Below are 25,950 nucleotides of genomic sequence, written 5' to 3'. Positions count from 1 at the left end.
GCGCACGCAGTCGTCGCGCCGGTCGGCGGGCTGGACCTGCGGGCAGGAGTTCAGCCGGGTGTTGAGCTGGCCGAAGGCGTTGAGGCAGGCCTGGCGGGCCTGGGGGTTGGGCTGGCGGTCGCAGGCGGCCCGGCGTTCGTTGATGCGCTGGACGCAGAGGCCCCGCTCCTGCGGAGGCAGGAGGTTGCAGGCGGGGTGTCCCGCAACGGGCGGACGAGGCTGGGGCAATCCCAAAGAAGCGCGCACGCAGTCGTCGCGCCGGTCGGCGGGCTGGACCTGCGGGCAGGAGTTCAGCCGGGTGTTGAGCTGGCCGAAGGCGTTGAGGCAGGCCTGGCGGGCCTGGGGGTTGGGCTGGCGGTCGCAGGCGGCCCGGCGATTGTTGATGGTCTGGTTGCAAAGACCTTGCTCTTGCGGGGGAAGCAGGCTACAGGCGGGGTGAGGGGCTTGCGCGTAGGCGGCGGTCTGCGAGATCCAGAAGAGGCCGCCCGCAACCCCGAGGGCTACGAGCAATCGTTTCACGACAGTCTCCTTATGCGAGAGAAGCGGTATTGAACAAAATATATGGCAATAATGCTGAAAATGTGAGGGAGTTTTCAAAAAGAGATCGAAAATGTGTGATGGATATTACAATCTGGAAAGTGGGCGATGCGCGTGCACGAGAACCCGCCAAATGAAGGATCGGCCGCAAGCGTTCACATTGGTTGGCTTTAAAGAATCGGACATGGATGTCTTGAATTATCGCCTCACCCCCGGCTGATCGAGCGCCTCGGGGTTCACAACGTCGGGAGGCCGCCGGCCGGCCAGGAACTCCAGCGTGCAGTGGACGGCGTGGCGCAGCGAGTTCTCGCAGGCGTCCTCTCCCAGCCCCGCCATATGCGGGGTGACGACGACGTTGTCGAGCCCGAAGACGGGGTGGGGCTGCTTGGGGGGCTCCTGAGGGAAGACGTCCAGCGCCGCGCCCCGGATGGTGCCGCGCGGGAGCTCCTCGGCCAGGGCGTCGAGGTCCACGACGGGTCCCCGGGCGGTGTTGATGAGGAAGGCGGTGGGTTTCATGCGCCGGAGCACGCCGCGGCCGATCATGCCCCGCGTGAGGTTCGTCAGGGGCACGTGGCAGGTCAAGTAGTCCGCGCGCCGGATCACCTCGTCCAGCGGCTTGTAGTAAACCCCGGTTTCGGCGGCGAAGCGCTCGTCGCGCACCAGGTCGTGGGCCAGGACCTCCATCCCGAAGGCCACCGCGCGCCGGGCGACGTTCTTGCCCACGTTGCCCAGGCCGATGATGCCGAGCGTCTTGCCCGTCAGGGGGGGGATAGGCACCCGGAGCGCGCCCCATTCGCCCCGGCGGACCCTTTCGTTGAGGAGGCAGATGCGCCGCGCGACGGAGAGGATGAGGCCGAAGGTGTGCTCCGAGACGGAGACGGCGTTCTGGCCGGGGGCGTAGGTGACCACCACCCCGTGCCGGGTGCAGGCTTCGAGGTCGATGCTGTTCACGCCCACCCCCGTGCGGGCCACGAGGCGGAGGCTGTCGGCGGCGGCCAGGGTGCGCTCGTTGAAGGGATCGTTGCTGGGCATGGAGACGACCACGCCGGGGAGCTTCCGGAGCATCTCCTCCTCGGTCGGCTCCCGTCCCGTAGAGTCGATGCGGACCTCCAGGCCCGCCGCCTCCAGGGGCCGGAGGTAGCTCATGGGGTCCGCGAGCCCCTGAATCCACGTCGTCGTGATCCAAGCGATTCCTTTGGCCACCGTCTCCTCCCGGAACAAGCCCCTCCCCACAGGCGGAGAGGGGCGGACGGACTTGGACGCTTCCCGTGGCGGCAGGATGCCACACGCAGGGGAATGGGCCAACCGCCCGCTTCTCCCGCGGTTGACACCCCCGGGCCCATCCCCTAGCGTGAGCGCCGTTCGCGCCGGACCACCCCCCACCGCGGCGACTGCTGGAGAATCCGATGGCGACCCTCGACAAGTTCCGGCTGGACGGGAGGACAGCCCTCGTGACGGGCGCGGGCAGCGGCCTGGGGCGGGCGATGGCGCTCGCGCTGGCCGAGGCGGGGGCCGACGTGGCGGCCGTGGGGCGGAGGAAAGCCCTGGTCGAGGAAGTGGCCCAGGAAATCCGGAAGCGGGGCCGCAAGGCGCTCGCGGCCGGGGCGGACGTCTCCAAGGCGGCCGAGGTGAAGGCCGCCGTGGAGCGGGCGGAGGAGGCGCTCGGGCCGATCGACGTCCTGGTGAACGCGGCGGGCGTCATCAACTTCGAGCCCACCCTCGAGCTCTCGGAGGACGCCTGGCGCGCCGTGATCGACGTGAACCTGACCGGCGCCTTCATCGTCTCGCGGGCCGTGGGGGCGGGGATGGTGGTCCGGGGGAGGGGGAGCATCATCCACGTCGCCACCTTCCTCGGGGAGCGCGGCCACCGGGCCGCGCGGGCGGCCTACAACGCGAGCAAGGCGGGGGTGGCGGGCCTGGCGCGTGCGCTCTCGGTCGAGTGGGGCCCCTACGGGGTGCGGGTGAACTGCATCTCGCCGGGGGCCCACCGCACGCCGATGTCCGCCCAGGCGCTTTCGAACCCCGAGACGGAGAGGCGGCTCAGGGAGAAGACGGTCCTCGGCCGGGTCGGGGAGGCGGAGGACATCATGGGCCTGTGCGTCTTCCTGGCCTCGGACGCTTCCTCCTATCTGACGGGCGTGAACATCTACGAGGACGGGGGCGGCTGGATCTAGGGCCGCCGGGGAGCTGGGGCATGGCCGAACTGGCCGCCATCATCTTCGACTTCGATGGCACCATCGCGGACAGTGAGCCGCTCCACCTGGCCGCCTTCCAGCGCACCCTCTCGGAGGAACTGGGGCTGGGGCTGACGGAAGCCCAGTACAAGGAGCGCTACCTGGCCTACGACGACCGCCAGATGCTCGAGGTCTTCCTGCGCGACCGGGGAAAAGCCGTCCCGCCCGAGGAATTCGAGCGCCTGGTGGACGTGAAGGCGGACCACTACGAGCGGCTGGCCGGCACGCCCCCGCTCCTGCCGGGGGCGGCGGAAATGATCCGCAACGCCTCGGCCCGCTGGCCTCTCGCCATCGCCAGCGGGGCGCTGAACCACGAGGTGCGCCTGGTGCTGGAGCGCGAGGGGCTGCTGAACTGCTTCTCGGCCATCGTGACGGCGGAACTGGTTTCCCGGGGCAAGCCCCATCCGGAGGCCTTCGTGGCCGCCCTGGACGAGCTGAACCGGGTGAGGGCCGGAGAGAGGATCGCTCCCGCCGCCTGCCTGGTGGCGGAGGACTCCCTCGCCGGCATCGCCGCCGCCCGCTCGGCCGGGATGCGCGTGCTGGCGGTGGCCACGAGCTTCGAGCGCGAGAGGCTGGGAGACGCGGACCGCGTCGTGGGTTCCCTGGAGGAGGCGTCGGACCCGGAGGCGCTGGCCGCCTGGTTCGCCTCCCTGCCCCCCAGTGCCCGGTAGGAGAGGAGAGGGCATGGCCATCCTGAAGGTGTCCCGGCTCGGCCATCCGGTGCTGCGCCAGGCGGCGCGGGCGGTCACCGCGGAGGAGCTCAAGAGCCCGGATTTCCTCCAGCTAATCGAGAGCATGGTCGAGACGATGGGGGAGTACGGCGGGGTGGGGCTGGCGGCGCCCCAGGTCCACTTCGCGCTGCGGCTCTTCGTCATGCAGCCGAACCCGGAGGAGGAGTCCACCCTGCGGGTGGCGGTGAATCCGAAAATCACGCCCCTCGGCCAGGAGACGGAGGAGGAGTGGGAGGGCTGCCTGAGCATCCCGGACCTGCACGGGCGGGTGCTCCGCTTCCGCCGGCTGCGCCTCGAGGCGCTGGACGCCCGCGGCAAGCGATATGAGGAGGAGCTGGAGGGCTTCCCCGCCCGGGTCTGCCAGCACGAGTACGACCATCTGGACGGGGTGGTGTTCCTGGACCGGATGAAGGATTTCGCCACACTGACGTTCGGCGAGGAGTACAGGCGCTACTGGAGCGTTCCCCCCGAACGAAAGGGCGAATGAGCTTCGGCTCGAAGGGGATTGCCGCTGGCTGATTGTTGCGTCCCGGGGCCGTCGCCCCGGGACGGTTCATCAGGATCTAAAGCTAGAATTCCCGCGCGACCACTCCGGCCCGCTCTTCCTTCTGCTCCGAATATGCCTCTTCCTCGCCTTCCAGCGCGTGCGGCGGAACCAGGGCCACGCAACAAGAATTGCACGTCGGGCCGCTCATCGAGGTGCCTTCACCGAAGACGTGCTCGCGGAAGGTGCGGTTGCAATTCGGGCACACCCAGATCGCAAATTGCTCGGCCATGACGCTCTCTCCCCACAGAATGAAGGCGGCGGCTTTCGTTTCCGAGAGCTACTTCAATATAGGTTTCGGATTGAAAAGCCAGCCAGTGCGAAATGCGGCCGCCGTAAATGTATTTTAAAGGAGAATCGTTACACAAAAGAAAAATCATTTCAAACCGGGTAAAAACCGGAGTATAGAAGGAGGTCTTTTCCGGAGGAGCCGGAACGGCAGGCCGGCGGATACCGGAATGGCGTCAAACGCCGAAGGGCGGCCCCACTTGGGGGCCGCCCCGTTTAACTCCCAGAATTATTTGGTGCCCAAGGCCGGACTCGAACCGACACGGGGTTGCCCCCACCAGCCCCTCAAGCTGGCGTGTCTACCAATTCCACCACTTGGGCTTGGCCCTTCTGGCCTGGCAGGCCGGGGCAAGATATTGCGGCGGCGGCGGCCCGGCTGTCAACTTTGGATCGCTCTCTAGGAGGGCTTCGCCCGCGGGTTCAGGGCGTCGCGCAGCCCTTCGCCAAAGAGGTTGAAGGCCAGCACGACGAGGAGGATGGCCAGGCCCGGGATGTAGGTCAGCCAGGGGGCGTCGAAAAGGTATTTTTTCCCGTCCGAGAGAATGTTGCCCCAGGTGGCGTGGGGGGGCGGGACGCCGAACCCGAGGAAACTCAGGCTCGCCTCGACCAGGATGGCGCCGGCGATCCCGATGGTGGCCGAAACCAGCACCGGGGCCAGCGAATTGGGCACGAGGTGGAGGAAGATGAGCCTCGCGTCGTTCCCGCCGAGGGCGGTGGCCGCCTCCATGAACGGCCGCTCGCGAAGGGAGAGAATCTCGGCCCTCACGAAGCGGGCGGGCCCCACCCAGCCGGTGAGGCCGATCACGACCATGATGTTCCAGATGCTCGGCGGCAGCAGGGCGATGACGGTGAGGATCAGGAAGAAGGTGGGGAAGGAGAGCTGCACGTCCACCAGCATGGTGAAAACGATGTCCACCCGGGGCAGGCGCCAGCGCCGGATGAGCCGGTCCAGCCGGAAAAGGGAAGCTCCCCAGGCGCCCAGGGCGGCCGCCCCCAGCGCAATTCCCCAGCGCGCCGCGCCCGAGCCGGCGCCTCCGGCGAGGGCCGCCGCGTAGCCGGCCGCCAGCCCCAGGAGCCCTCCCAGGAGGGCTGTCGCGGAGAGCTCGTCCCGCGCGCGGTCGCCCAGCTTCCCTCCGAAGCCCGCGAGCATGAGCATCACGGGCAGGATGAGCCAGAGCCATACGGCGCCAGGCCAGGGGAGAGCCAACCCTCCCGGGGAGAGCTTCCGCAGCTCGGGGGGGCCGAAGGGGGAGAGGGCGAGCCCCAGGAGGAAGCCCGCCGCCAGCCCCGCGGGCGAGAATGCGCCGCTCCGCTGCTTCCGGACAGCGTCCCACAGGCCGCCCGCGGCCGTCCCGGCCAGCGCCAGAACTCCGAAATCCCGCCAGAGGATCAGCCCCGCGAGCGGGGCCGCCAGCGCTCCGAGAAGAGGCGCCCCCCCCGGCACCCGCTCCCCATAGAAGCCGGCGATCCCGCCCATCGCCACCCCCAGGGCCACGGCGATGCCCACCGCCACGAAGCCCACCGAGAGGGAGACCATCGCGCCCTCCAGCATCCGGGCGAAGACGTCGCGGCCCAGCTCATCCGTCCCGAAGAGGTAGACGCCCAGGCGGGGCCGGGCCTCGGGCGGGACGGCCACCGGGTGCGGAGGGGACAGGGGAGGCTTCAGCTTGTCGGGCAGGCGCACCACGCTCGAGTCGAAGAGGGGGTTTTCGCCCGAGGTCCCCCACCATCCGAGGAGGGCGATCGCGAGGAAAAGGAGCAGGAAGGCGCCTCCCGCCACGGCCATCCAGTCCGAGGCCAGGCTGCGGCGGACCCGCTGCCAGGGCGTGAGCTCCTCGCCCAGCTCAAGGTCTTCCCGCGCGGGGCGGGCGGCTTCGATGGTCACAGCCGGATCCTCGGGTCGACGATGACGTAGAGGATGTCGGAGACGAGGGTGCCGATGACGACCAGCACCGCCGAGATGAAGTTCAGGCTGATGATGATCGGGAAATCGCGCGAGAGGATGGCCTCGTAGCCCATGCGGCCCATGCCCGGCCAGGCGAAGATGGCCTCGATGATGACGGAGCCGCCGATGAGGCCCGGGAGCAGGAGGCCGAACATGGTGATGAAGGGCAGGGCGGCGTTCCGGAGGGCGTGGACGTAGAAGACCGTGTCCGTCGGAAGGCCCTTGGCGAGGGCGGTGCGGACGTAGTCGGAGTCGAGGACCTCGATCATCTGCCCCCGCACGTAGCGGGAGAGGACGGCGATGCCTCCCGTCGCCCCCAGGAGGCTCGGGAGGATGAGGTGCCACATGCGGTCGTTCACCTGGTAAATCAGGGGTGCGTCGCCCTGACCGAAGGTGTGGATGCCGAGCACCGGCACCTCCAGCCAGTTCACCGTGCCGATGATCAGGAGGTAGGCCAGGAAGAAGCCGGGCAGCGAGATGAGGAGATAGCTCAGCAGGGTGGTGCTTTGGTCGAACAGTCCCCTCCGGCGCAGCGCGGCGCCGACCCCCATCGGGAAGGCGAGGCACCAGGTGAGGATGGTGCCCAGGATGAAGAGGGGCAGGCTGTTCAGGAAGCGCGTCCAGATCTTGCCGAGGACCGACTGGTTGTCCTTGAAGCTCTTGAGCTCGCCGGTGAAGAGCTTCTTGTAGAGGAGGAAGTACTGCTGGTGGAGGGGCTTGTCCAGGTCGAAGGCCTCGCGGTAGCGGGCGATGTCCTCCTTCCGGAAGCGGGGGTTGAGGGGGTCGATCTGGCTGGGCTCCCCCGGGGCGAGATGGACGATGAGGAAGCTCACCACCGAGATGATGAGGAGGGTGACCGCCTTGAAGAACACCGAGCGGACGATGAAGGCGAACACGGCCTAGCCCTCGAGCTCGGGGACCTGGGGCAGCTTGAGCCACTTGTTGAAATGGAAGGTGTGGCTGCCCGTCTTGGTCGGGGTGATCTTCCGGTAGCGCGTCTTCCCGTCCGGGCCCTTCTCGGCGATGACGATCTTGCGGTCCAGGAGGGCCGTCCACTTGGAGACGTAGAGGAAGCTGTAGGGCTGGTCCTCGTAGATGATGCGGTGCAGCTCGTGGGCGTAGCCCACCTGCTTCTTCAGGTCGTACTCCTGGCGGATCTTGATAATCAGCTCGTCCGCCCGGGGGTTGCTGTAGCCCACGAAGTTGAGCTGGCCGGGGCCGGTCTGGCTCGAGTGCCAGATCTGGAAGAGGTCCGGGTCGAGGCCCATCTGCCAGCCCAGGATCACGGCGTCGAAGTTCAGCGTGTTGATGTACTTCTGGATGAAGACCGCCCACTCCACCAGGTCCACCCGGACCGGCACGCCGACGCGCTTCCATGCGTCCTGCACCGCCACGGCGATGGCCTTGCGCACCTCGTTGCCGTGGTTGGTGACGAGGGTGAACTGGAGGGGCTTGCCGTCCTTCCGCATCACCCCGTTCGTCTTCTTCCAGCCCGCCTCGTGGAGGAGCCGCTCGGCCGCGCGGGGGTCGTAGGGCAGGGGCTTCACGCCGTGGTTGTAGTGGTCGCTCTGCTTCACGAAGGGCCCCGTGATGTCCTCCCCCTCGCCGTAGAGGAGGAACTCCCGGATCTGGCGGGTGTTGACGGCCATCGTCAGCGCCCGCCGCACCCGCGCGTCGCCAAAGGGGGGCCGGCGCAGGTTGAAGCCGATGTAGGTGTAGCCGAAGGCGAGGCCCGAGAATGACTGGAAGCGCGGGTCCCGCCGCAGCCGCCTGACCTGGTGGGGCTCGGCCGAGTAGCTGTCCACCGAGCCGGAGTAGAACTCGAGCTCCTGGGTGAGGGGGTCCGGGATGATCCGGTAGATGTATTCCTCGTAGTTCGGGGCGCCCTCCCAGTACTTCTCGAAGCGCGCCAGGCGGATGACCTCGTCCGAGCGCCACTCCAGGAAGCGGAAGGCCCCCGTGCCGACGGGGTGCCGGTTGAAGCCGCTGTCGCGCATGGTGAACTTGGCCGGGTCCTGGTTCCGCCGCCGGGCCTCCTCGGCGAGGGCCTTCGCGTTGAGGAGGTGCTCGGGGAGCATGCCCATGCCCCAGGTGCCGAAGGCGGGGGAGTAGAGGCGCTTGTACACCACCCGGACGGTGTGGCGGTCCGGCGTCTCGACCCGCTTGACGGGCTCGTAGTCCGCCACGCGGGGGGAGAGATTGGCCGGGTTCATGATGGCTTCGTAGGTGAAACGGACGTCGCCCGAGTCGAACTCGTGGCCGTCGTGGAAGAGGACGCCCTTGCGGAGGCGGAAGACGATGACCGGGTTGTGCTCGGTCAGGTGGACCTCCGACGCCGCCCGCTGCCGGGCGGGGCCCTGCAGTTCGCTCTTGAGGTAGGGCGCTGGGTCCGTGGCGAAGGCGTCCGGCCCCAGGAGGGCCTTCAGGCGGTCGAAGAGGTCCTGGTCCACCTCCTTCAAGGTGAGCTTGACCCGCTCCGGGTAGGCCACGGCCACGGGAACCTGGTCGAAGCCCCGCTGGCCGCGGCCCTTGGGGACGGCCAGGATGTTCTTCTCCTCCGCCGGCGGGATCACCTCGGCCCGGGTGATGTTGCGCGCCCACTCCGGCCGGCCGGCCGCGCGGGCCCGCTCGATCCGCTCCCTGAGGTCCCCGGCCGAGGGCCCGCCCGGGCGCGGGACGAAGTAGGCTTCCTCGTAGATCTCCCAGGAGGTGGCCAGCCGGCCGCGGTAGTTCAGGTTCTCGTCCCGGTCGATGAGCCCGTCGAGGACGAGGCTGACGATCCGGCCGCTGGAGGCGTCCGTGTAGAGGATGGGGTTGAGGATCTGGGCATCCCCGATCGAGCCCTCGATGTACTGGCGCAGGCGGGCGTCGCTGCCCTTCACCTGGTCGCTGAAGGTGGGGACCCAGAAGTAGGACTGGAGCAGGAGGACGATGACCGCCAACGGGACAAGCAGGAGAAGCCGCTTGACCAGCAATCCGTTTCCTCCGAAGCGGCGGCGGCCTTGGCTACGGCCCCGGCTTGGCGGGCGCCGGGCTCCCGGAAGGCGGCTGCTGCGGCTGGGCCGGCGCCGGCCGCGACGGGGCCTGGCCGGCCGGGCGGACGGGGGCGGCGGGGACGATGGAGGTCCCGGTCGAGCGCGAGCCGATGTAGGTCAGCAGCAGGGACGTCACCATGAAGAGGATGGCGGCTCCGGCGGTCAGCTTGCCGAGGAAGCTGGTGGGCCCCCGGGAGCCGAAGATCGTCTGGCTGGAGCCCCCGAAGGCCGCGCCGATGCCGGCGCCCTTGCCGGCCTGGAGGAGCACGATGAGGACGAGCGACAGGGCGACGGCGACGTGGACGATGGTCAGCAGGATGGTCATGTGCGGCTTCGGCTCCTTTATGCCTTTCGGACGGAGGAGGCGGCGCCCACGATGGCGAGGAAGTCCCCGCTCTTCAGGCTGGCGCCTCCGATCAGGCCTCCGTCGATGTCCGGCTGGGCGAACAGTTCAGCGGCGTTGTCGGGCTTCACGCTTCCTCCGTACAGGATACGCGTTTTCGCGGCCCAGTCCACCCCGTAGGTTTTCTGGAGCCTCTCCCGGATGAAGGCGTGGACTTCCTGGGCCTGCGCCGGGGTGGCGGTCCGGCCCGTCCCGATGGCCCAGACGGGCTCGTAGGCCACGATGAGCCCCTGCGGCGGGGAGGGGAAGGCGCTCAGGATGGACTCCTGCACCTGCCGCCCCACGTGCTCCAGGGTCTTGCCCGCCTCCCGGACGGGAAGAGCCTCCCCCAGGCAGACGATGGGGACGAGGCCTCCGGCCAGCGCCGCGGCGGCCTTCCGGGCCACCTGGGCGTCCGTCTCGCCCATGAGCTCCCGGCGCTCGCTGTGCCCCAGGATGACGTGGGTGGCCCCGGCGTCCTTGAGCATGGAGACGCTCACCTCGCCGGTGAAGGCGCCGTCCTTCTCGGCGGAGCAGTTCTGGCCGGCCACCCCGACCCCCGTCCCCTTCACCGCCCCGGCCACGGCCGGGAGGGCCAGGAAGGGCGGGGCCAGCACCACCTCGGCGCCCCCCTTCGCGCCCGCCATGCCGGCGCGGCCCTGGGCCACGGCCTGGGCGAGGGCGTGGCCCTCGGCGATGGTCTTGTTCATCTTCCAGTTCCCGGCCACTAGGGGCGTGCGCATCCGCACCTCCGGCTCCTCCCGCGGGAGGGTCTAGTGCTTGTCCGTGAGCGAGGCGAGGCCCGGCAGTTCCTTGCCCTCGAGGAGCTCGAGGAAGGCGCCGCCCCCCGTGCTGATGTAGGAGATGCGCCGCGACTCGCCCGCCGCGTGCACGGCCACGTCCGTGTCCCCGCCGCCCACGATGGTGAGGGCGTAGGAGTTCGCCACGTGGCTCACCAGGGCGTAGGTGCCGCGGCTGAAGGCGTCCACCTCGAAGACGCCCATCGGGCCGTTCCAGATGATGGTCTTGGCGCCCTGGAGGGCCTCGGCGAAGAGGGTGGTGCTCGCCGGGCCGATGTCCAGGGCGTACCAGTCCTTGGGGACCTCCTGGGCCGGGACCACCTTGGTCTCGGCCGAGGCCTCGAACTTGTCCGCCACCACGTAGTCGCAGGGGAGGTAGAAGCGCACCCCCAGCTCCCGGGCCTTCTGCATCACGGCCCGGGCGGTGTCGAGGAGGTTGTCCTCGACGAGGCTGTTGCCCATCTCGTAGCCCATGGCCTTCTGGAAGGTGCCGGCCATGCCGCCGCCGATGATGATCTTGTCCATCTTCGTGAGGAGGCGCTCGATGATGGTGAGCTTGGAGCTGGCCTTCGCGCCGCCCAGGATGGCCACCACCGGCCGCATGGGGTTGTTCACCGCCCGGCTGAGGTAGTTGACCTCCTTCATCATCAGGTAGCCGGCGGCGGCGGGCTGGAGGAACTTGGTGACGGCCGACATGGAGGCATGGTTGCGGTGGGCGTTGCCGAAGGCGTCGCTGATGTACACCTCGGCGAGGGAGGCGAGCTCCCGGGCGAAGTCGTCGGCGTTCCGCTCCTCGCCCTCGTGGAAGCGCAGGTTCTCGAGGACGAGGACGCTCCCCGGCTTCATCTGGTCCACGGAGGCCCGCGTCTCGGGGCCGACGCAGTCCGGCGCCAGTGGGCAGTCCTTCTCCAGCAGGCGGCTGAGGCGCTTGGCGGCCGGCGCGAGGGAATACCTCGGGTCGGGCTTGCTCTTGGGCCGCCCCAGGTGGGAGGCGATGAGCACCTTCGCCCCCTCGTCCAGCAGGTAGTTGATCGTGGGGAGGACGGCGCGGATGCGGGTGTCGTCGGTGATGTTGCCCTGGTCGTCCAGGGGCACGTTGAAGTCCACCCGCAGGAGGACGCGCTTGCCGGCCACCTCCACGTCCTCGACCGTTAGCTTCGAGGCGCCGTTCTCGATCGCGCTGGTGATGTTGCCCATGGCATCCCTCTCCACCGTCCTCTCCGCGCCGCCTAGAGTCCCCGGCCCACCTTCTTGATCAGGTCGATCATGCGGCAAGAGAAACCCCATTCGTTATCGTACCAGGAGAGCACCTTCACCATCTTCTTGTCCATGACCTTGGTGGAGAGGGCGTCCACAATCGAGGAGGCGGGGGACCCGATGTAGTCCACGGAGACGAGCGGCTCATCCGAGACTTCCAGAATGCCTTTGAGCGAGTTGCCCGCGGCCTCCTTGAAGGCGGCGTTCACCTCCTCGGCGGTCACCTCCTTGTCCACCTCGGCCACGAGGTCCACCACCGAGACGTCCTGGGTGGGCACCCGGATGGCCATGCCGTCGAGCTTGCCCTTGAGCTCGGGGAGGACCAGGGAGACGGCCTTGGCCGCGCCCGTCGAGGTCGGGATCATGCTGACGGCGGCGGAGCGGGCCCGGCGGAGATCCTTGTGGGGCAGGTCGAGGATCCGCTGATCGTTTGTGTAGGAGTGGGCCGTCGTCATCAGGCCGCGGCGGATGCCGAACTTCTGGTGGAGCACCTTCGCCACCGGGGCGAGGCAGTTCGTGGTGCAGCTCGCGTTGGAGATGATGTTGTGCTTGGCGGGGTCGTACTTGTCGTCGTTGACGCCGAGGACGATGGTGATGTCCTCGTCCGTGGCGGGGGCCGAGATGATCACCTTCTTGGCGCCCGCCTTGAGGTGCTTCTCGGCGCTCTTCCGGTCGGTGAAGAGGCCGGTGCTCTCCACCGCCACCTGCACCCCGAGCTGGCCCCAGGGCAGCTTCTCCGGGTCGCGCTCGGAGAGGACCTTGATGAGCTTTCCGTTCACGGTGATGGAGTCCTTGCCGGCCTCGACCTTGCCCTTGAAGCGGCCGTGGACGGAGTCGTACTTGAGCAGGTGCGCGAGGGTGGCGGGGCTGGTGATGTCGTTGACGGCCACGAATTCAACGTCGGGGTCATCGACGCCGGCGCGGAACAGGTTGCGCCCGATGCGGCCAAAACCGTTGATTCCGACTCGAATCGCCATGAAAATCCTCCTCGCCCCGAAATGGAAACATGTCTGTTCGGAAGGGCCGTCACGGAAAGGAAGGGCCGGGAAGCCCGCCTTTTTCAGGATAGTATCGGATACCCCCGGGGGATTCAACGGAGAAACCCGGCGCCGCCGGCTTCTTCAAAGCACCAGCCGGCGCTCCAGCTCGGGCAGGACCCGCTCGACGGCTTCCGAGAGGGATTCGCTCAGCCACTCCTCGATCTGGCGGGTCTCGAAGAAGAGGTTGCTCTTCTTCGAGGGCTCGATCTGGATGCTCTTGGTGATGATGGCGCCGCTCTTGGGCGAGCCGGCGACGATCTCCAGCCGGATGACGCTGGAGGCCTCCCCCCGGGTGGCGTGATCCGTCGCCGAGAGCCACAGGTGGGTGATCCGGCCCGAGAGGGCCAGGTCGCCGCCCTGGTTCCAGAGGTCGGCCGGGGTGCCGTCCCACCGCGAGCGCTCGGTCCGGGCGCCGCGCTTGGCGAAATACCCCCGCAGCACCCCGACGAGCGCCCCCGCCGCGCCGTCCTGGGCCTTGAAGCGGTCGGTCTCCTGGGTGAAGCGCACCCGCTCGCCCACGATTCCCTCCGGCCGGCCCTGCCGGGCGTCGCGGAAGATGCCGATGCTCACCACGCGGGCGGCCGGGGGCGGAAGCTCCTTGATAACCGGGGTATAGCGGAGGCTGACGGGGACGTCCCGGACCATGGGGCCGGCGCAGCCGGCCGCGAGAACGGCCAGGAAAGACAGAAGAGTAAGGATCGAGGCATGGACCCGGACAGCCCGCATGACGCGCTCCTGGGAATGGCATGGGCCGGACAGCCGGATGGAGTATTAGGGCCGTGCGTGGAAACGTCAAGGCGGCGAAGGGCGGTGCTAGCGCCCCTTCGAGGCCGCCGCCTTGCGGGTTTGCTCCGGTTTGCGCGGGGAATCCGCATCCAAACCGTACACCTCCCGCGCCGCCTCGGGGGAGACGAATCCGCGCAGCACGTCCAGCCGGACGGCCTCCGGATCGCGCTTCCGGGGGTCGCCCCACCCGCCGCCGCCCGGCGTCTCCACGCGGAGGAGGTTCCCCGGCGCGAAGGGATGGGCGGAGGCCAGCGGGGGGAGCAGCTGGGGCCTCTTCTTTCCCTCGGCGAGCGTCAGCCGGCAGGGGCCGCCGGGCCCGCCGCCGCAGCCTCCGGCCGGGCCGCCCTCATGGCAGGAAACCCCGCTCGACAGGCTGCCTTCCAGGAGGAGGCGGTACTCGCGGTACACCCCCAGGCCCCCCCGGTGCGTTCCCGCCCCGCCCGAGTCCCGCACCAGCCCGGCGGACTCCACCCGGAGGGGGTAGCGGGCCTCGATCCATTCGACGGGCAGGTTCACGCTCCCGTTGATCGGGAAGACGGCCGAGGCGCCGTCCCCGCGGGAAGAAGCCCCCATCCCCGCCCCCAGGGCCTCGCGGAAGAGGTGGAATGCCCCCCCCGCGTCCCGCCCGCTCAGGCTCCACAGGCGGAGGTTGTCGAAGCCGGCCGGGGCCGCGCCGTCCGACGCCCGGAAGAGCGCCTCCCCGAAGGCCGAGAGGAGGCGCCCCAGGGTGAGGACGCGGAGGCCCGCCGGCGCCGGGAAGCGCGGCGTCACCAAAGAACCCGGCCCCGGCAGGCGCACGTCCAGCGCCCGGCAGGCGCCGTCGTTGAAGGAGATCCCCTCCATCCGGGCCGGGTCCCCGGCCAGGTGCAGGAGGAGGGGGGCGAGGAGCCGGGCCAGGAAGAGGCGGCCCTCCCCCTCCAGCGGGCAGTTGATGGGGCCCCGCGCCTGGGGGCCCGTGCCGTCCAGGTCCACAGTGAGGGTCTCTCCCTGGCGCTCGAGCGCCAGGCGGAGGAGGTGGGGCCCGGTGAAGCCGTCCGTCTCGACCACCGCCTCCGCCTCCCACCGCCCCTCGGGCAGCCTCGGGAGGAGCTCGCGCCGGAAGGCCAGCTCGCACTCCCGGAGGAGATCGGCGAAGCAGGCGGTGAGATGGTCCGCTCCGTAGCGCCGCACGAGGTCGCGCAGCCGGAGCGCCCCCACCCGCAGGGCGCCGAGCTGGGCCTCCATGTCGTCGGCCAGCACGTCCGCCCGGCGGCTGTTCCGCAGGAGGATGGCGCGCACGTCGGCCACCGGCTCTTCCTCCCGCGCGATCCGCACGGGCGGGAGGAGCAGCCCCTCGTGGTAGATCTCGGAGCTTCCGGCCGGCGCCCCGCCCGGGTGCGTCCCGCCCAGGTCGTCGTGGCGGCCCCTCACCTGGAGGAACGCGATGAGGCGGTCCCCGTCGAAGAGGGGCCGGGTGAGCCTCAGGTCGGGCGCCTCGCCCAGCCCGGCGGGGGGGAGATAGGGATCGTTGTGGAGGAAGACGTCCCCCGGACGGATGTCCCCGATGGGACAGGACGAGAGGATGGGCAGCGGGCTCGCGCCCAGGACGCGGCCGGTCAGGGCGCGGCCGAAGCGGTCGTAGAGCGCGGCGGAGAAATCCCCCGCGTCGCGCAGGGAGGGGCTGCGCCAGACGCGCCCGAGGAGCTCTTCGACCTCCTCCTCGATGGCCCGGAGGGCGCCCGCGACGATTTCGCTGACGACGGGGTCGACGTTCATTCCCAGGCCGCTCCCACGCCGTGCAGGCCCGTGGGCCGGCCGGCGCGCTCCCTCTTCTCCCGGACGTCCGCCCGGAAGCGGATGACGAGGTTCCCGTAGCGATCCACCCGCGCCTCTTGGCGGGGAAAGACGGCGGTGGTGCTCCCGAAGCTCTCGATGACCGAGGGCCCCGGGATGAAGTTCCCCTCCTTGAGCCGCTCCCGGTAATAGACGGGGGTGTCCACGAAGCCCCCCAGCTCCCGGAACCACACCAGGCGCGCCCCCTTGTAGGCCTCCTCCGGGCTCTCCCCCCCGGCGGGGATGAGGGGCAGGGTCGGGGGCTCGGTCAGGCCGACCCCGTTCACCCGGAGCTGGACGATCTCGACCGGCCGCCGGCCCTTGTAATTGTACGTGTAGCGGCTCTGGTAGAGGAGGTGGAACCGCTCCAGGGCGGAGGCGGCGGCCGGGGGCGAGAGGTAGCCCGAGGGGAAGTCCACCTCGATCTCGTGCGCCTCCCCCTGGTAGCGCATGTCGGCCGCGCGGCGGAATACCCGCCGGTGGGGCGGCACGCCTTCCAAGGCCAGGCCCGCGTCCGCCTCGCGCTCCAGGCGCTCGAAGGCGCGCGCGAGCTCCTCGAGGTTGAGGCTCTCCTCGCTCTGGAGGTGGGGGAGGGCGTGGTCGTTCATGAGGTCCACGACCTCGAGGCCGAAGGCGCTCGTCATGCCCTCGAAGGGGGGCACGATGACGGTGCCGATCTCCAGGAACTCCGCCACCAGGCCCGCCGTGAGGGGGCCCGAGCCGCCGAAGGCCATGAGCGCGAAGTCGCGGGGCGAGATGCCCCGCTGCACGGTGGCGCGGCGCACGGCGTGGGCCTGGTTCCAGGCGGCGATCTCGACCACGCCCGCGGCCATCTCCAGCGGGTCCATCCCGAAGCCCTGGGCGAGCTGGCGCATGGCCCGCATGGCGAGGGCCTTGTTGAGCTTCACCTCGCCCCCCGCCAGGTGGAGGGGGCTCCGGGCGAGGACGAGGTTGGCGTCGGTCAGGGTGGGCTCCTCGCCCCCCTTGCCGTAGCAGATGGGGCCGGGGTCCGCCCCGGCGCTGCGGGGGCCGACGCGCAGGCGACCCTCGGGGCTCCGCCAGGCGATGGAGCCCCCGCCCGTCCCGATGGTCACCACGTCGACCATGGGGAGGCGGAGGACGAACTCATCCAGCCGGTGCCGGGTGGCCCGCTTGGTCTCCCCGTCCTCGATGACGGCGATGTCGGTCGAGGTGCCGCCGCCGTCCAGGGTGATGAGGCGGCCGTGGCCCGAGAGGCGGCCCAGCCAGGCGGCCGAGAGGGCGCCCGCCGCCGGGCCGGAAAGCACCGTCCCGATTGGCTTTTTCGCCACCTCGCGCGCCGTCGAGACGCCGCCGTTGCTCTTCATGACGAGGAAGGGCACCTCGCCCAGCGCCTCCTCGATGCGGCCCGCGCTGCGGTCGAGGTAGGCCTTGATGCGGGGCTTGATGCAGGCGTCCAGGAGGGTGGTGACCGCGCGCTCGTACTCCCCCGGCTCGGGGATGACCTCGTGCGAGATGCTCACGAAGCACTCCGGGAACTCGCGCGCGAAGGTGGCGCGCAGGAGGAGCTCATGCGTGGGATTGGCGTAGGCGTGGAGGAGGCAGATGCCGACCGAGCCGATGTTCCGCTCCCGGAACCAGCGCACCGCCCCGGCGGCCTCCTCGGCCGAAAGGGGCGCCAGGACCTCGCCCGAGGCGGCGACGCGCTCCCGCACCTCCCGGACGCGCTCCGGGGGGACGAGCGCCTCGGGCGGGGCGCACAGGAGGGGTGTCGCGAAATGAGAACCCCGCCGGCCGGCGCCCGCGTTCTGCGCGCGTCCCAGCTCGAGCAGGTGGCGGAAACCTCCCGTCACGATGAGGCCCAGGTTCTCGAAGCGGCGCTCGAGGATGGCGTTCGTGGCCACGGTCGTGCCGTGGAAGACGCCGGTCACCTCGCTCGGGCGAATCTTGGTCTCCTGGAGGATCTTGCGGATGCCCTGGAGGAGCCCGACGCTGAAGTCGGAGGGCGTGGTGGGCGTCTTGGTGGTGAAGACCTGCCCGGTGTCGGAGCGCACGCCGACGATATCGGTGAAGGTGCCACCGGTGTCGATGCCGATGCGGAAGCCTCGCTGCGGCGCCATGCGTCTCTCCGCGCTGCCCGTCCCCCGGCGGAAGGCCCCGGATGCCCGGCCCCCTTTATAAGAGGTACGCCCCGCCCGGCCGCCCCGCCCGGAGAGCGATCTGGCCCGAAAAAACCCCGCCCGGCGGGCTTTTTTTCGCTGAGGCAGGATGCCCCATCGCCAGGGTCTTGCGGTTATAACCCACTCGGCCGTCCGGGAAAAGCCAAGAATCGGATTCCCGGAGCCCGGCCGCCGCCCGCCGGCGCGAGGACGGCGCCTCCGGGCAGAAAAAGAGGCCCCGCCTTTCGGCGGGGCCTCCTTCTTCTGTCGCTTGCTTCCGGTGTTGCGGTGGAGCCGGCGCGCGCGCCGGTTCGCTGCCTCAAGCTTTCGTGCTGCTCCTGCTGCCACTGCCTCGCCGGGATGCCCTCCGGCTACCTGCCGATCGAATCTCCGCTATCTTTTCTTCTTCTTCGAAGCCTTCTTCTTCGAAGCCTTCTTCTTCGCGGTCTTCTTCTTCGCGGCTTTCTTTGCGGCCATCACAATCTCCCTTGCTCGGGCGGTCGTGCGTGAACCAGACAGCTCTGCGAAGCAAGCGACTACCAACCGCCACTCGAACGGAGGGGATGATCAGATCCCTCATCCGGTGGAGTGATTCATTTACCTTGGAAAATCTATGCCAAAGTAAATTGGATCGTCAACATTTTTTTTGAAGTTTTTCGCATTTTTCTTCATCTGGTCGAAGCGGCGATCGCGCGCGAGCGGCGCCGCGGAGTCTCTCGCGATGGATCAACGGCCGCATCCACACGCGCGCGGCGGCGCGTTTTCTCCGTGCGCCGCCGGCGATGCTGGAAGGATGATAGGAAGGAAAAGCCGCCGCGAATGCTGCGATATCGGCGATCGAGGCGCGGGCGGGCCGGCTTCGCCGGCGCTATGGATTCAGCTCCGGCGAGATGAAACGGCCGCGCGAATCCTCCGGCGGACGGAGGATGGGGCGGCGAACCCGGCTCGGAGCGGCGACGAGGGCGCACGCGGCCGAGAGGACGAGGGTGACGCCGCACGTCCAGAGCGCTCCGGCGTAGCTCCCCGTCCAATCGTGTATCAAGCCGGCGGAGACGGAGCCGAGGCTCCCGCCGATCCCGACGCCCGCCGCCGCGAGGCCGAGGATCCGGCCCGCTTCCCTCCCCTGGAAGATGTCCACCGCGATGAGGCTGAATAGGGTGGGCCGGCTTCCGATGCCCAGGCCCAGGACGAGCGAGACGAGCCAGGGGATTCCCCATTCCATCCGCGGGTGAAGGAGGCCCAGGCCGGCGACCCCGGCGAGGCAGAAGAGGGTCCCCAGCGCGTACGCCGTCTCCCGGCCCATGCGGTCGGAGATGCTCCCCCACAGGAAGAGCCCCGCCGTCATCCCGAAGCCCATCGCGCCATAGAGATTGGCCGAGGTGGAGGCTGAGAAGCCCGAATCCACCAGCAGGGCCACGGCGTGCACCCCGACCACGTGAAGCGTGTAGGACTGGAACAGGGAGACGCCCATCACGCCCCAGAACGCGCGCGTCCGGACGGCCCGGGAGAGCGTCCAGTCGGCGGCGGCCCATTGGGGATCCATGATCTTCATGACCCGCACGCGGCGCCGCGGCCGGCGGCGGGCGCTGATCACGCGCGAGGGGAAGGAGGCCAGGCCGTCGAGCTTCTGGCCCACCGAGGCGGGGCTCGGGTGGAAGAGCAGCATGACCAGCGGCGCCAGCAGCGAGATGGCGGCCGCGAGGATGAGGTAGGCCGCGCGCCATCCCCACAGGGAGATGGCGAGCTGCACGAGGGGGCTCAGGATGGCCTGGGCCGCCCCCAGCCCGGCCGACGCGAGGCCCACGGCGAAGCCGCGGTTGCGGGCGAACCAGCGGGCGAGGACAGATCCGTGGAGAGGCGTCGCGTTGGCGGTGAAGCCGACGGCGGCGACCACGCCGAAGGTGAGGGCGAGGTGCCAGGGCGTCCGCACCCAGATGCTCAGGGCGAGGCCCGCGGCCGTCATGAGGAGGGAGCCGCCGAACAGCCACCTTGGCCCCCAGCGGTCGAGGAGGGCTCCGAGGAGGGGGGTCCCGACGATCAGGAAGATGAGGTTCACGGCGTAGGCGGCCGAGCCCCCGCCCCGGCTCCATCCGAACTCCTGGACCTGGGCGACGTAGAAGACGGCGTAGAGGCTCCGGGTCCCCGCCGCGAGGAAGATGCAGAGCGTGCTCAGCGCGAGGATGACCCAGCCATAGTAGAAGCGCCTGGGGGTTGGCGTGCGGGGGGCGATGGCGGGTTCCTCTCGGCGGAAGCCGGATTCTACCGGTTTTTTCCTGGTTTTCGGGCCGGGAGCGTCCGGCGGCGGCGCGGGTTCGTCAAAAAAGAGGCCCCCCGCCGGGCGGGGGGCCTCCTCGATCCGGTGAGGCTACTTCAGCATTCCCTTTTCCTTGTAATAGCGGGCCGCGCCCGGGTGCAGGGTGAGGCGGTTCATGCCGCGCAGCGCGTTCTTCGGATTGATGTGCTTGCCCGTGGGGTGGTACTTCTCGATCTGCTGCCAGTTGTCGAGCATGTTCTTGACGACCATGTAGGCGATGTCGTTGGACATCGACCGGTGGGCCAGCAGGGCCCACATCTGCGCCCAGCTCACGATGTCGTAGTTGATGCCGGGGAGGGAGCCGGCGGGGATGACGTCGCGCACCACGCCCGGGTCCTTCTCCTCCATCTGCTTGAGGGTCGCCTCGTCCGGCCCGAAATAGTGGAGCTTCCCTTCCTGGGTCCGGGCGAGCTCCATGTAGACCGGCGCCGGGACGTAGGCGTTCAGGAAGTTCATGCCGGCGTCGATGCGCTTGTCCTGAAGGCCCGCGACGATCTGCGGGTTGGTGAAGGTTTCGCGCTTCACCTTGTCGTAGATTCCGGTGTACTTGAGGGCGTTCTGGGTCACGATGTAGATGGAGCCGCCGCGCCCGCCCACGGCGAAGCGCTTGCCCGCCAGGTCCTTCCACTGCTTGATGCCGCTGTCCTTGTAGGTGGCGTACACGATCTGCTGCGGGTAGAGGGCGGAGAGGACGAGGACGCCCGATTTCTCCTTGAACACGTCCTGGGCGTTCTGGGCCCAGTAAATGGCCGGGGAGGTGGCCATGGCCATCCGGAAGGACTGCTGGGGGTCTTTCTTGTCCAGCACGCGGATGTTGGCGGTGGAGCCGCCGGTGATGGAGGTGGAGATATCGATCTTGCCGCCCGAGTTGTCGCTGATCACCTTGCCGAAGGCGGTCCCGATCTCGAAGGTGCCGCCGCCCGGCTGGGAGGTGGCCAGGGAGAGCTTGGTGGGGGCCGCCTCGGCCGCGAACGCCGCAAAGGCCAGCGCGGCCGCCGCCGCGCCCAGGGAACGCCAGAATTTTCCGTGCAGCATGGATTTCTCCTCTTTGAAAAGATGAGATGTGCGGGAATGTCGCCGGAGGATTGCAGTGGGTCCCTCGCTTTCAGAAACCCGGGGCCGGCGCCGGCCGGTTCCGGTGCCTTGAATCAGGCCCATCAGCAGACCCGTTCCCCCCATTTTGCCATGGCCTTGCCGTTCAGTTCCACCCCGAAGCCCGGGCGGTCGGGCAGCTCGAGCCAGCCCTCCCGGAGCTCGGGCGCCCCCTCGAAGAGCTCGAACCAGACCGGGTCGCGTTCCGGGTCGGCGTGGCTCTCGCAGATGAAGCCCGCCGGGCTCGCGGCCACGCAGTGCGCGTGCACCTGCGGATCGTGGTGGGGCACGAACTTCAGGTGGGCCTGCTCGGCCGCCGCCATGATCTTGCGGCTCCCGGTGACCCCCTCGAACTTGGTGGCGTCGAACTGGATGTAGTCCACCGAGCCGTCCCCGATCAGGCGGAGGCACTCGTAGATCGCCATCTCGCCGTGGCCGTCGGCGATGGGGACGGGGCAGCCCCGCCGCAGGAGGGGAAGGGTGTGCTTCGCCTCCCGCCAGCAGACGGGCTCCTCGATCCAGGCGAGGCCGAACTCGGCCAGGCGCGGCACGTTCTCCCGGGCCTGGGCGTAGCTCCAGGCGCCGTTCACGTCCACGGCCAGGAGGCAGTCCGGGCCGATGGCCTCCCGCACGGCGCGGACGCGCTCGAGGTCCTCCTTGAGGGGCATGGCCCCGATCTTCATCTTGAAGCCGCGGTGGCCCATGCCGAGGTAGGTCTCCATCTCCCGGACGAGCTCCTTCACGTCCTTGCCCGTCCGGTAGTAGCCGCCGCCGGCGTAGGTGCGGGCGCGGCTGGAGAAGCCGCCGAGGAGCTTGTAGACGGGCAGCCCCGCCGCCTTGCCCAGGATGTCCCACAGGGCGTTGTCGATGGCGGCGATGGCCGTCACCAGGTGGGGGCGCGGCCAGCCCTTCTCGTGCATGGCCCGCGAGAAGGTGACGTTCAGGAGCTTCTCCTGGACCCGCTCGGGGCGGAGGGGGTCCTCGCCGAGGATGAGGTCGCCAAAGCCCCTGCGGAACACCTGCGCCGCCTCCTTCACCGAGGCGACCGCCGTGCCCAGGCCCACGCCGGAGACGCCCTCGTCGGTGTGGACCTTCACGACCAGCTCGTTCACCGAGAGCACGGGCCGGAGGCTCACCCAGAACTCCCGCTCGGGCTGGGGGGCGGAGAGGACGAAGGCCTCGACGCGCGTGATCTTCATGCGCTCACTCCGCCACGACGGGGTTGCGCAGCACCCCGATCTGGGGCGAGGAGACCTCGGCCACGCTCCCGGGCCGGAGAAGATGGGGCTCGCCGTCGGGCCGGAAGATGGCGCAGCCCTCGGGGGTGCCGGTCGAGACGAGGTCGCCCGGCTCCAGCGTCATGTTGGAGAGGTGGGAGATGATGTGGGGGATGTCGAAGATCATGGTCCGCAGGCTCTGGCGCTGGAGCTCGAAGCCGTTGACCTTCCCGATGATCTCCATGCCCTGAGGGTCGGGGATCTCGTCCGAGGTCACGATCCAGGGGCCGAGGGGGTTCGAGGTGTCGAGGGTCTTGCAGAGGAAGAGCCCGCCCCGCGCCTCGTCGTTCTGGATGTCGCGGGCGGTGACGTCGTTGTAGAGGGTGTAGCCCATGATGACGTCGAAGGCCTTCTCGCGCGGGACGTACTTGCACCGCTGGCCGATGACCATGACGATCTCGGCCTCCGAGTCCCACTGGGTCGTGATCTTGGGGTAGAGGATGGGCTCGTCCGGCCCGATGATGGTGGAGGAAAAGCGGGCCGCGAGGGGGATCTGCTTGGGCATCTTGCTGCCCGACTCGGCGAGGTGGGCGTGGAAGTTGCGCCCGGCGTGGATGAACTTCCGGGGGCGCGGCACCGGCGCCTTGAGCTTCACCCCCGCGAGGGGCCGGACGCTGGAGGCGTGGCGGCCCTTCCCGGCCTCCTCGGCGAGCTTGCGGGCCGCGTCCAGGCCCGGGCGGCCCGTCTCGAGGAACATCACCATGTCGGGGGGGATGGCGGCGGAGGCGGCGGCCAGGTCCAGCACCCGCTCCCCCGGCAGGACCGCCCCGATGCTCTCCCGCCCTTTTCCGCCTTCGGTGATCTCCATGGTGACCAATTTCATATTCCGGTTTCCTCGGGCGGTGAAGACAGGAGGCCGGCGGGTCGCGTGAGCCGGGCCGGCGGTTCCTCCTGGCATAGGGAATGAGATGACGCATCCTCATACCCCCAACCGAGGAAGCGGGTCAAGGCGGGATGCCTTCCGGTGGATATTTGTTTTTTGAGGGCTTTTGGTTGACGCAGAATGAGAACTCGACTAGACACTCTATCGGCCTGAATCCTCAGCCTGGAAGCGCCATCGGGTTTTTGAGCGGCCATCTCGGCCCTGCCGGAGGATGAATGAACGAGCGCGCGGCGGACCTTGGCGAAGACACGCCCTCCCTGATTTCCAGCGGTCATCCCTACCTGCGCAGACTCGGGATCCTGACGATATGCGTGGCAGTCCTCTCCGCCCTGTACCACATCACGGCCGTTTATCTCCTGCCGCTCCCGGCCGAGCAGCATCCGAACATGCATCTTCTGCTGGCTTTCGTCATCATTTTGCTGGGAGGTTTCGCCTCGCGACCCGACGAGATCGGCGCCGCGGTGGAGCGCCTGCGCGCACTCCCGATCCTCTATTTCCTTTCCCTGGTGGCGGCGGTCTTCTTTTTCTATTTCATCACCGTGCTCGGGGAGGAATGGCGGGACCGCTCCGTCCGCTGGGTCTACGCCATCCCCTTTGCCGTCTGGGCCCTCATGATGATCCAGGAGCGCCAATGGGGCGCCCTGGGCTTGTGGCTGCTGAGCATGGTCCCCTCCCTCTTCCTTTTTGTCTTCTGGGGCTCGCTGCCGTACAACGTCCAGGCTCCGCAAAGCTGGTGGCTGCTCCTTGCGGTCTCGGTGCCCGTCGGGTGGGTCCTCTTCGAGGTGTTCTACCGGCCGGGGGAGGGGCTCCGGCGGGCGGCCGTGCCGCTGGCGGCCCTGTTCGCCTCCCTCGGCCTCGCGGCCTGGCGCATCCTCTTGTGGGCCAACCAGGCGGACGGCACGCGCCTCATCGGGTACCTCTGGCCGCTCCTGCCGCTCGCCGCCCTGATCTTCTGGTCCAAGCGCGAGATGCACCGGCGCTGGGCCGGCTTCCCCCGCCACCGCCTGCCGGCCAGCATGGACCTGGGGGTGAACGCCGGGCTCCTCGCCCTCGGCGTGGGCGCCTGCATCTACCTGTTCTATTCCCACGATACCATGTCCGAGCGCGTGGGCACGCCCAACTTCACGGACACCCGGGCGGGCTTCATGCTGATCTTCCTCGTTTCGGAGCTGTGCCGCCGCTCCTTCGGGCCGCCGCTGCCCGTCCTGGCTGTCATCGCCATTCTGTACGGCCTGTGGGGCAACCTGCTGCCGGACCCCTTCGACCACGGCGGATCGGGCTGGATCGAGCTCGTCGCCAAGCTCTCGACCGACTTCATCGGCGGCGTCCTGGGCTTTCTGGTGGTCATCTCGGCCACCTTCATCATCATGTTCCTCATCCTGGGCACCTTCCTCCAGGAATCGGGGGCGGGAAAGTTCTTCGTCCAGTTCGCCCTGGGCCTGTTCGGCCGGCTGCGGGCGGGGGCGGCCCTCTCGGCCGTGGGCGCGAGCGCCCTCATGGGCACGGTCTCGGGCAGCGCGGCCGGCAACGTCATCACCACGGGCACCTTCACCATCCCCCTGATGAAGCGGATCGGCATCAGCCCCCACATCGCGGCCGCGGCCGAGGCCGCGGCGAGCAGCGGCGGGCAGATCATGCCCCCCGTCATGGGCGCGGGCGCCTTCATCATGAGCGAGCTGATCGAGGTGCCCTACATCAAGCTCATCGCCTACGCCGCCATCCCGGCCGTCCTCTACTTCCTCACGGTGGGCATCAACATCCAGCTCGCGGCGGGCATACTGGACCTCAAGCCGCTTCCCCGGGACGAGGTGCCCGACTGGAAGGTCGAGCTGCGCGGCGGGTGGTTCTACCTGGTGCCGCTGGCCTTCCTGGTCTATTTCCTCGTCGAGGGGCGGACCCCCGTCTTCGCGGGCGTCATGGCCATCTTCATCATGGTGGCGATCTGGCTCTACCGCCGGGCCGCCGAGTTCCTGGCCCGGCTGCGGGTGGGCGACCGCATCCTCCCGGACGACCTCTGGGTCTTCGTGCCCATCAGCTTCTGGCTGTACCTCGTCATCGTCTATTCGCTGGTCCTGGCCCTGGAGGACTGGGCGGGGCTGCCGGTGCCGCTGGAGGCTCCGGCCGCGGCCGGGGCCGCCCTGGTCTCTGCCCTCGCGCTCGGCGCCGTGGGGGCCGCGCTCGGCTATCCCTTCATCCGGCTGGCGGGCGGCCGGCCCATGCTGGGGGAGGTGGAGCGCGGCTGGCTGGTGATCTATCCGGCCGGAGCGGCCATCATGCTCTGGATTTTCGGATGGAACGCCGGCACGGCCGGCCTCTGCATCCTCCTGGCCGCGCTTGGCCTTTGGGCGGTTCGCCGGGGATACGGCCTGCGCCCCATCTCCGTCATCCCGTGGATCTTCGCCGCCATCTGGGCCGCGGCCTTCGGGCTCCAGTACGGCCTCTACCAATCGTTCCCGGCGCTGTACGAGGTCGCGGAGTACCTGCGGCCCTTCGGCTTCCTCTACCACTCGGCCATCCTCTTCGCGTTCGCGGCCCTCATCCAGCGCGCCATCCTGGCGGCGGCCCCTCCGCGCTCCCCCGAGGGCGCGGACAGGCCCGGCGTTTGGGAGGTGGCGGCCATCTCGTGTAACCCGCTGCTCTACCTCCGGCGGGCGGGCCGGCAGGGCCGGCGCGGCCCCGACGTCGAGGCCGCCCGCGGGGCGGCCGGGTGGCTCGACGACATCCGCCGGGCGCTCGAGGCGGGCGGGCGCCAGGGCGCCGAGTTCGCCGTCACCCTGGCCACCATCGAGATCGTGGTGCAGGTGCTTTCCATCACGGGAGTGGGGAACAAGTTCGCTTTCATGGTCGAGACCCTC

The 25,950-nt window shown here is 69.3% G+C and carries 21 protein-coding genes and 1 tRNA gene; 4 read left to right on the top strand and 18 right to left on the bottom strand.

Features of this window, described 5'->3' with window-relative positions; all coding sequences use genetic code 11:
* On the bottom strand, nucleotides 1-519 hold a 519-nt coding region (locus tag HYZ11_10435; GenBank protein MBI3128009.1), incomplete at its 3' end, for a hypothetical protein.
* Nucleotides 520-735: 216 nt separating this feature from the next.
* The gene (locus HYZ11_10430; protein MBI3128008.1) at nucleotides 736-1,740 is read right to left on the bottom strand and encodes a phosphoglycerate dehydrogenase; all 1,005 of its coding nucleotides are present in this window, start codon (nucleotides 1,738-1,740) and stop codon (nucleotides 736-738) included.
* A 203-nt stretch (nucleotides 1,741-1,943) separates the two neighbouring features.
* Between HYZ11_10430 and HYZ11_10425 the strand changes: the two genes are divergently transcribed.
* From HYZ11_10425 to def, 3 genes are read left to right on the top strand one after another with little or no spacing between them, the layout of a single operon-like run.
* Entirely contained in the window at nucleotides 1,944-2,711 is a 768-nt protein-coding gene (locus HYZ11_10425; protein ID MBI3128007.1) for an SDR family oxidoreductase, read from the top strand.
* Nucleotides 2,712-2,731: 20 nt separating this feature from the next.
* Nucleotides 2,732-3,442, top strand: coding sequence for an HAD family phosphatase (locus HYZ11_10420; protein MBI3128006.1), 711 nt, complete (start codon nucleotides 2,732-2,734; stop codon nucleotides 3,440-3,442).
* Between the two features lie 13 nt (nucleotides 3,443-3,455).
* Nucleotides 3,456-3,989 (top strand): peptide deformylase, encoded by a 534-nt coding sequence (gene def, locus HYZ11_10415; GenBank protein MBI3128005.1) that lies wholly within the window; start codon nucleotides 3,456-3,458, stop codon nucleotides 3,987-3,989.
* A gap of 82 nt (nucleotides 3,990-4,071) precedes the next feature.
* Here def and HYZ11_10410 read toward each other — a convergent pair whose 3' ends face one another.
* From HYZ11_10410 to HYZ11_10335, 16 genes are all read right to left on the bottom strand, one after another.
* Nucleotides 4,072-4,278, bottom strand: coding sequence for a hypothetical protein (locus tag HYZ11_10410; GenBank protein MBI3128004.1), 207 nt, complete (start codon nucleotides 4,276-4,278; stop codon nucleotides 4,072-4,074).
* Nucleotides 4,279-4,568: 290 nt separating this feature from the next.
* Nucleotides 4,569-4,655, bottom strand: a tRNA-Leu gene (locus tag HYZ11_10405).
* Nucleotides 4,656-4,731: 76 nt separating this feature from the next.
* Nucleotides 4,732-5,490 carry an ABC transporter permease gene (locus HYZ11_10400; protein MBI3128003.1) on the bottom strand — a complete coding sequence of 253 codons (759 nt, stop codon included), beginning with the start codon at nucleotides 5,488-5,490 and terminating at the stop codon, nucleotides 4,732-4,734.
* A 725-nt stretch (nucleotides 5,491-6,215) separates the two neighbouring features.
* The gene (locus tag HYZ11_10395) at nucleotides 6,216-7,175 is read right to left on the bottom strand and encodes an ABC transporter permease (protein ID MBI3128002.1); all 960 of its coding nucleotides are present in this window, start codon (nucleotides 7,173-7,175) and stop codon (nucleotides 6,216-6,218) included.
* 3 nt (nucleotides 7,176-7,178) lie between these two features.
* Nucleotides 7,179-9,254 (bottom strand): peptide ABC transporter substrate-binding protein, encoded by a 2,076-nt coding sequence (locus tag HYZ11_10390; protein MBI3128001.1) that lies wholly within the window; start codon nucleotides 9,252-9,254, stop codon nucleotides 7,179-7,181.
* Between the two features lie 31 nt (nucleotides 9,255-9,285).
* On the bottom strand, nucleotides 9,286-9,639 hold the full coding sequence (secG, locus tag HYZ11_10385) for a preprotein translocase subunit SecG (protein ID MBI3128000.1): 354 nt from the start codon (nucleotides 9,637-9,639) through the stop codon (nucleotides 9,286-9,288).
* A 17-nt stretch (nucleotides 9,640-9,656) separates the two neighbouring features.
* Nucleotides 9,657-10,439 (bottom strand): triose-phosphate isomerase, encoded by a 783-nt coding sequence (locus tag HYZ11_10380; protein MBI3127999.1) that lies wholly within the window; start codon nucleotides 10,437-10,439, stop codon nucleotides 9,657-9,659.
* Nucleotides 10,440-10,469: 30 nt separating this feature from the next.
* Nucleotides 10,470-11,693 carry a phosphoglycerate kinase gene (locus HYZ11_10375; protein ID MBI3127998.1) on the bottom strand — a complete coding sequence of 408 codons (1,224 nt, stop codon included), beginning with the start codon at nucleotides 11,691-11,693 and terminating at the stop codon, nucleotides 10,470-10,472.
* 32 nt (nucleotides 11,694-11,725) lie between these two features.
* Entirely contained in the window at nucleotides 11,726-12,730 is a 1,005-nt protein-coding gene (gene gap, locus HYZ11_10370) for a type I glyceraldehyde-3-phosphate dehydrogenase (GenBank protein ID MBI3127997.1), read from the bottom strand.
* 144 nt (nucleotides 12,731-12,874) lie between these two features.
* Entirely contained in the window at nucleotides 12,875-13,519 is a 645-nt protein-coding gene (locus tag HYZ11_10365) for a hypothetical protein (protein MBI3127996.1), read from the bottom strand.
* An 87-nt stretch (nucleotides 13,520-13,606) separates the two neighbouring features.
* Nucleotides 13,607-15,334 (bottom strand): hydantoinase B/oxoprolinase family protein, encoded by a 1,728-nt coding sequence (locus tag HYZ11_10360; GenBank protein ID MBI3127995.1) that lies wholly within the window; start codon nucleotides 15,332-15,334, stop codon nucleotides 13,607-13,609.
* Nucleotides 15,331-17,490, bottom strand: a complete 2,160-nt coding sequence (locus HYZ11_10355; GenBank protein MBI3127994.1) for a hydantoinase/oxoprolinase family protein — start codon at nucleotides 17,488-17,490, stop codon at nucleotides 15,331-15,333. Before HYZ11_10355 ends, HYZ11_10360 begins: the two co-directional genes overlap by 4 nt.
* A gap of 907 nt (nucleotides 17,491-18,397) precedes the next feature.
* Entirely contained in the window at nucleotides 18,398-19,885 is a 1,488-nt protein-coding gene (locus HYZ11_10350; GenBank protein ID MBI3127993.1) for an MFS transporter, read from the bottom strand.
* Nucleotides 19,886-19,894: 9 nt separating this feature from the next.
* Nucleotides 19,895-20,878 carry a TAXI family TRAP transporter solute-binding subunit gene (locus tag HYZ11_10345; GenBank protein ID MBI3127992.1) on the bottom strand — a complete coding sequence of 328 codons (984 nt, stop codon included), beginning with the start codon at nucleotides 20,876-20,878 and terminating at the stop codon, nucleotides 19,895-19,897.
* Between the two features lie 122 nt (nucleotides 20,879-21,000).
* Nucleotides 21,001-22,134, bottom strand: a complete 1,134-nt coding sequence (locus HYZ11_10340) for a mandelate racemase/muconate lactonizing enzyme family protein (protein MBI3127991.1) — start codon at nucleotides 22,132-22,134, stop codon at nucleotides 21,001-21,003.
* A 4-nt stretch (nucleotides 22,135-22,138) separates the two neighbouring features.
* Nucleotides 22,139-23,035 (bottom strand): fumarylacetoacetate hydrolase family protein, encoded by an 897-nt coding sequence (locus tag HYZ11_10335; protein ID MBI3127990.1) that lies wholly within the window; start codon nucleotides 23,033-23,035, stop codon nucleotides 22,139-22,141.
* 275 nt (nucleotides 23,036-23,310) lie between these two features.
* Here HYZ11_10335 and HYZ11_10330 point away from each other — a divergent pair.
* The coding region (locus HYZ11_10330; protein MBI3127989.1) for a TRAP transporter fused permease subunit at nucleotides 23,311-25,950 on the top strand (2,640 nt) is incomplete at its 3' end.

This window comes from Candidatus Tectomicrobia bacterium, from assembly GCA_016192135.1.
GTDB lineage: Bacteria > UBA8248 > UBA8248 > UBA8248 > UBA8248 > 2-12-FULL-69-37.
Note: the sequence above shows the minus strand (reverse complement) of the source record. Positions and strands in the feature narration are given on the sequence as shown.

Coding starts and splice junctions, on each gene's coding strand:
- HYZ11_10425 (MBI3128007.1), top strand. CDS start 1,944: ATGGCGACCCTCGACAAGTTCCGGCTGGACGGGAGGACAGCCCTCGTG.
- HYZ11_10420 (MBI3128006.1), top strand. CDS start 2,732: ATGGCCGAACTGGCCGCCATCATCTTCGACTTCGATGGCACCATCGCG.
- def (MBI3128005.1), top strand. CDS start 3,456: ATGGCCATCCTGAAGGTGTCCCGGCTCGGCCATCCGGTGCTGCGCCAG.
- HYZ11_10410 (MBI3128004.1), bottom strand. CDS start 4,278: ATGGCCGAGCAATTTGCGATCTGGGTGTGCCCGAATTGCAACCGCACC.
- HYZ11_10400 (MBI3128003.1), bottom strand. CDS start 5,490: ATGCTCATGCTCGCGGGCTTCGGAGGGAAGCTGGGCGACCGCGCGCGG.
- secG (MBI3128000.1), bottom strand. CDS start 9,639: ATGACCATCCTGCTGACCATCGTCCACGTCGCCGTCGCCCTGTCGCTC.
- HYZ11_10380 (MBI3127999.1), bottom strand. CDS start 10,439: ATGCGCACGCCCCTAGTGGCCGGGAACTGGAAGATGAACAAGACCATC.
- HYZ11_10375 (MBI3127998.1), bottom strand. CDS start 11,693: ATGGGCAACATCACCAGCGCGATCGAGAACGGCGCCTCGAAGCTAACG.
- gap (MBI3127997.1), bottom strand. CDS start 12,730: ATGGCGATTCGAGTCGGAATCAACGGTTTTGGCCGCATCGGGCGCAAC.
- HYZ11_10365 (MBI3127996.1), bottom strand. CDS start 13,519: ATGCGGGCTGTCCGGGTCCATGCCTCGATCCTTACTCTTCTGTCTTTC.
- HYZ11_10360 (MBI3127995.1), bottom strand. CDS start 15,334: ATGAACGTCGACCCCGTCGTCAGCGAAATCGTCGCGGGCGCCCTCCGG.
- HYZ11_10355 (MBI3127994.1), bottom strand. CDS start 17,490: ATGGCGCCGCAGCGAGGCTTCCGCATCGGCATCGACACCGGTGGCACC.
- HYZ11_10345 (MBI3127992.1), bottom strand. CDS start 20,878: ATGCTGCACGGAAAATTCTGGCGTTCCCTGGGCGCGGCGGCGGCCGCG.
- HYZ11_10340 (MBI3127991.1), bottom strand. CDS start 22,134: ATGAAGATCACGCGCGTCGAGGCCTTCGTCCTCTCCGCCCCCCAGCCC.
- HYZ11_10335 (MBI3127990.1), bottom strand. CDS start 23,035: ATGAAATTGGTCACCATGGAGATCACCGAAGGCGGAAAAGGGCGGGAG.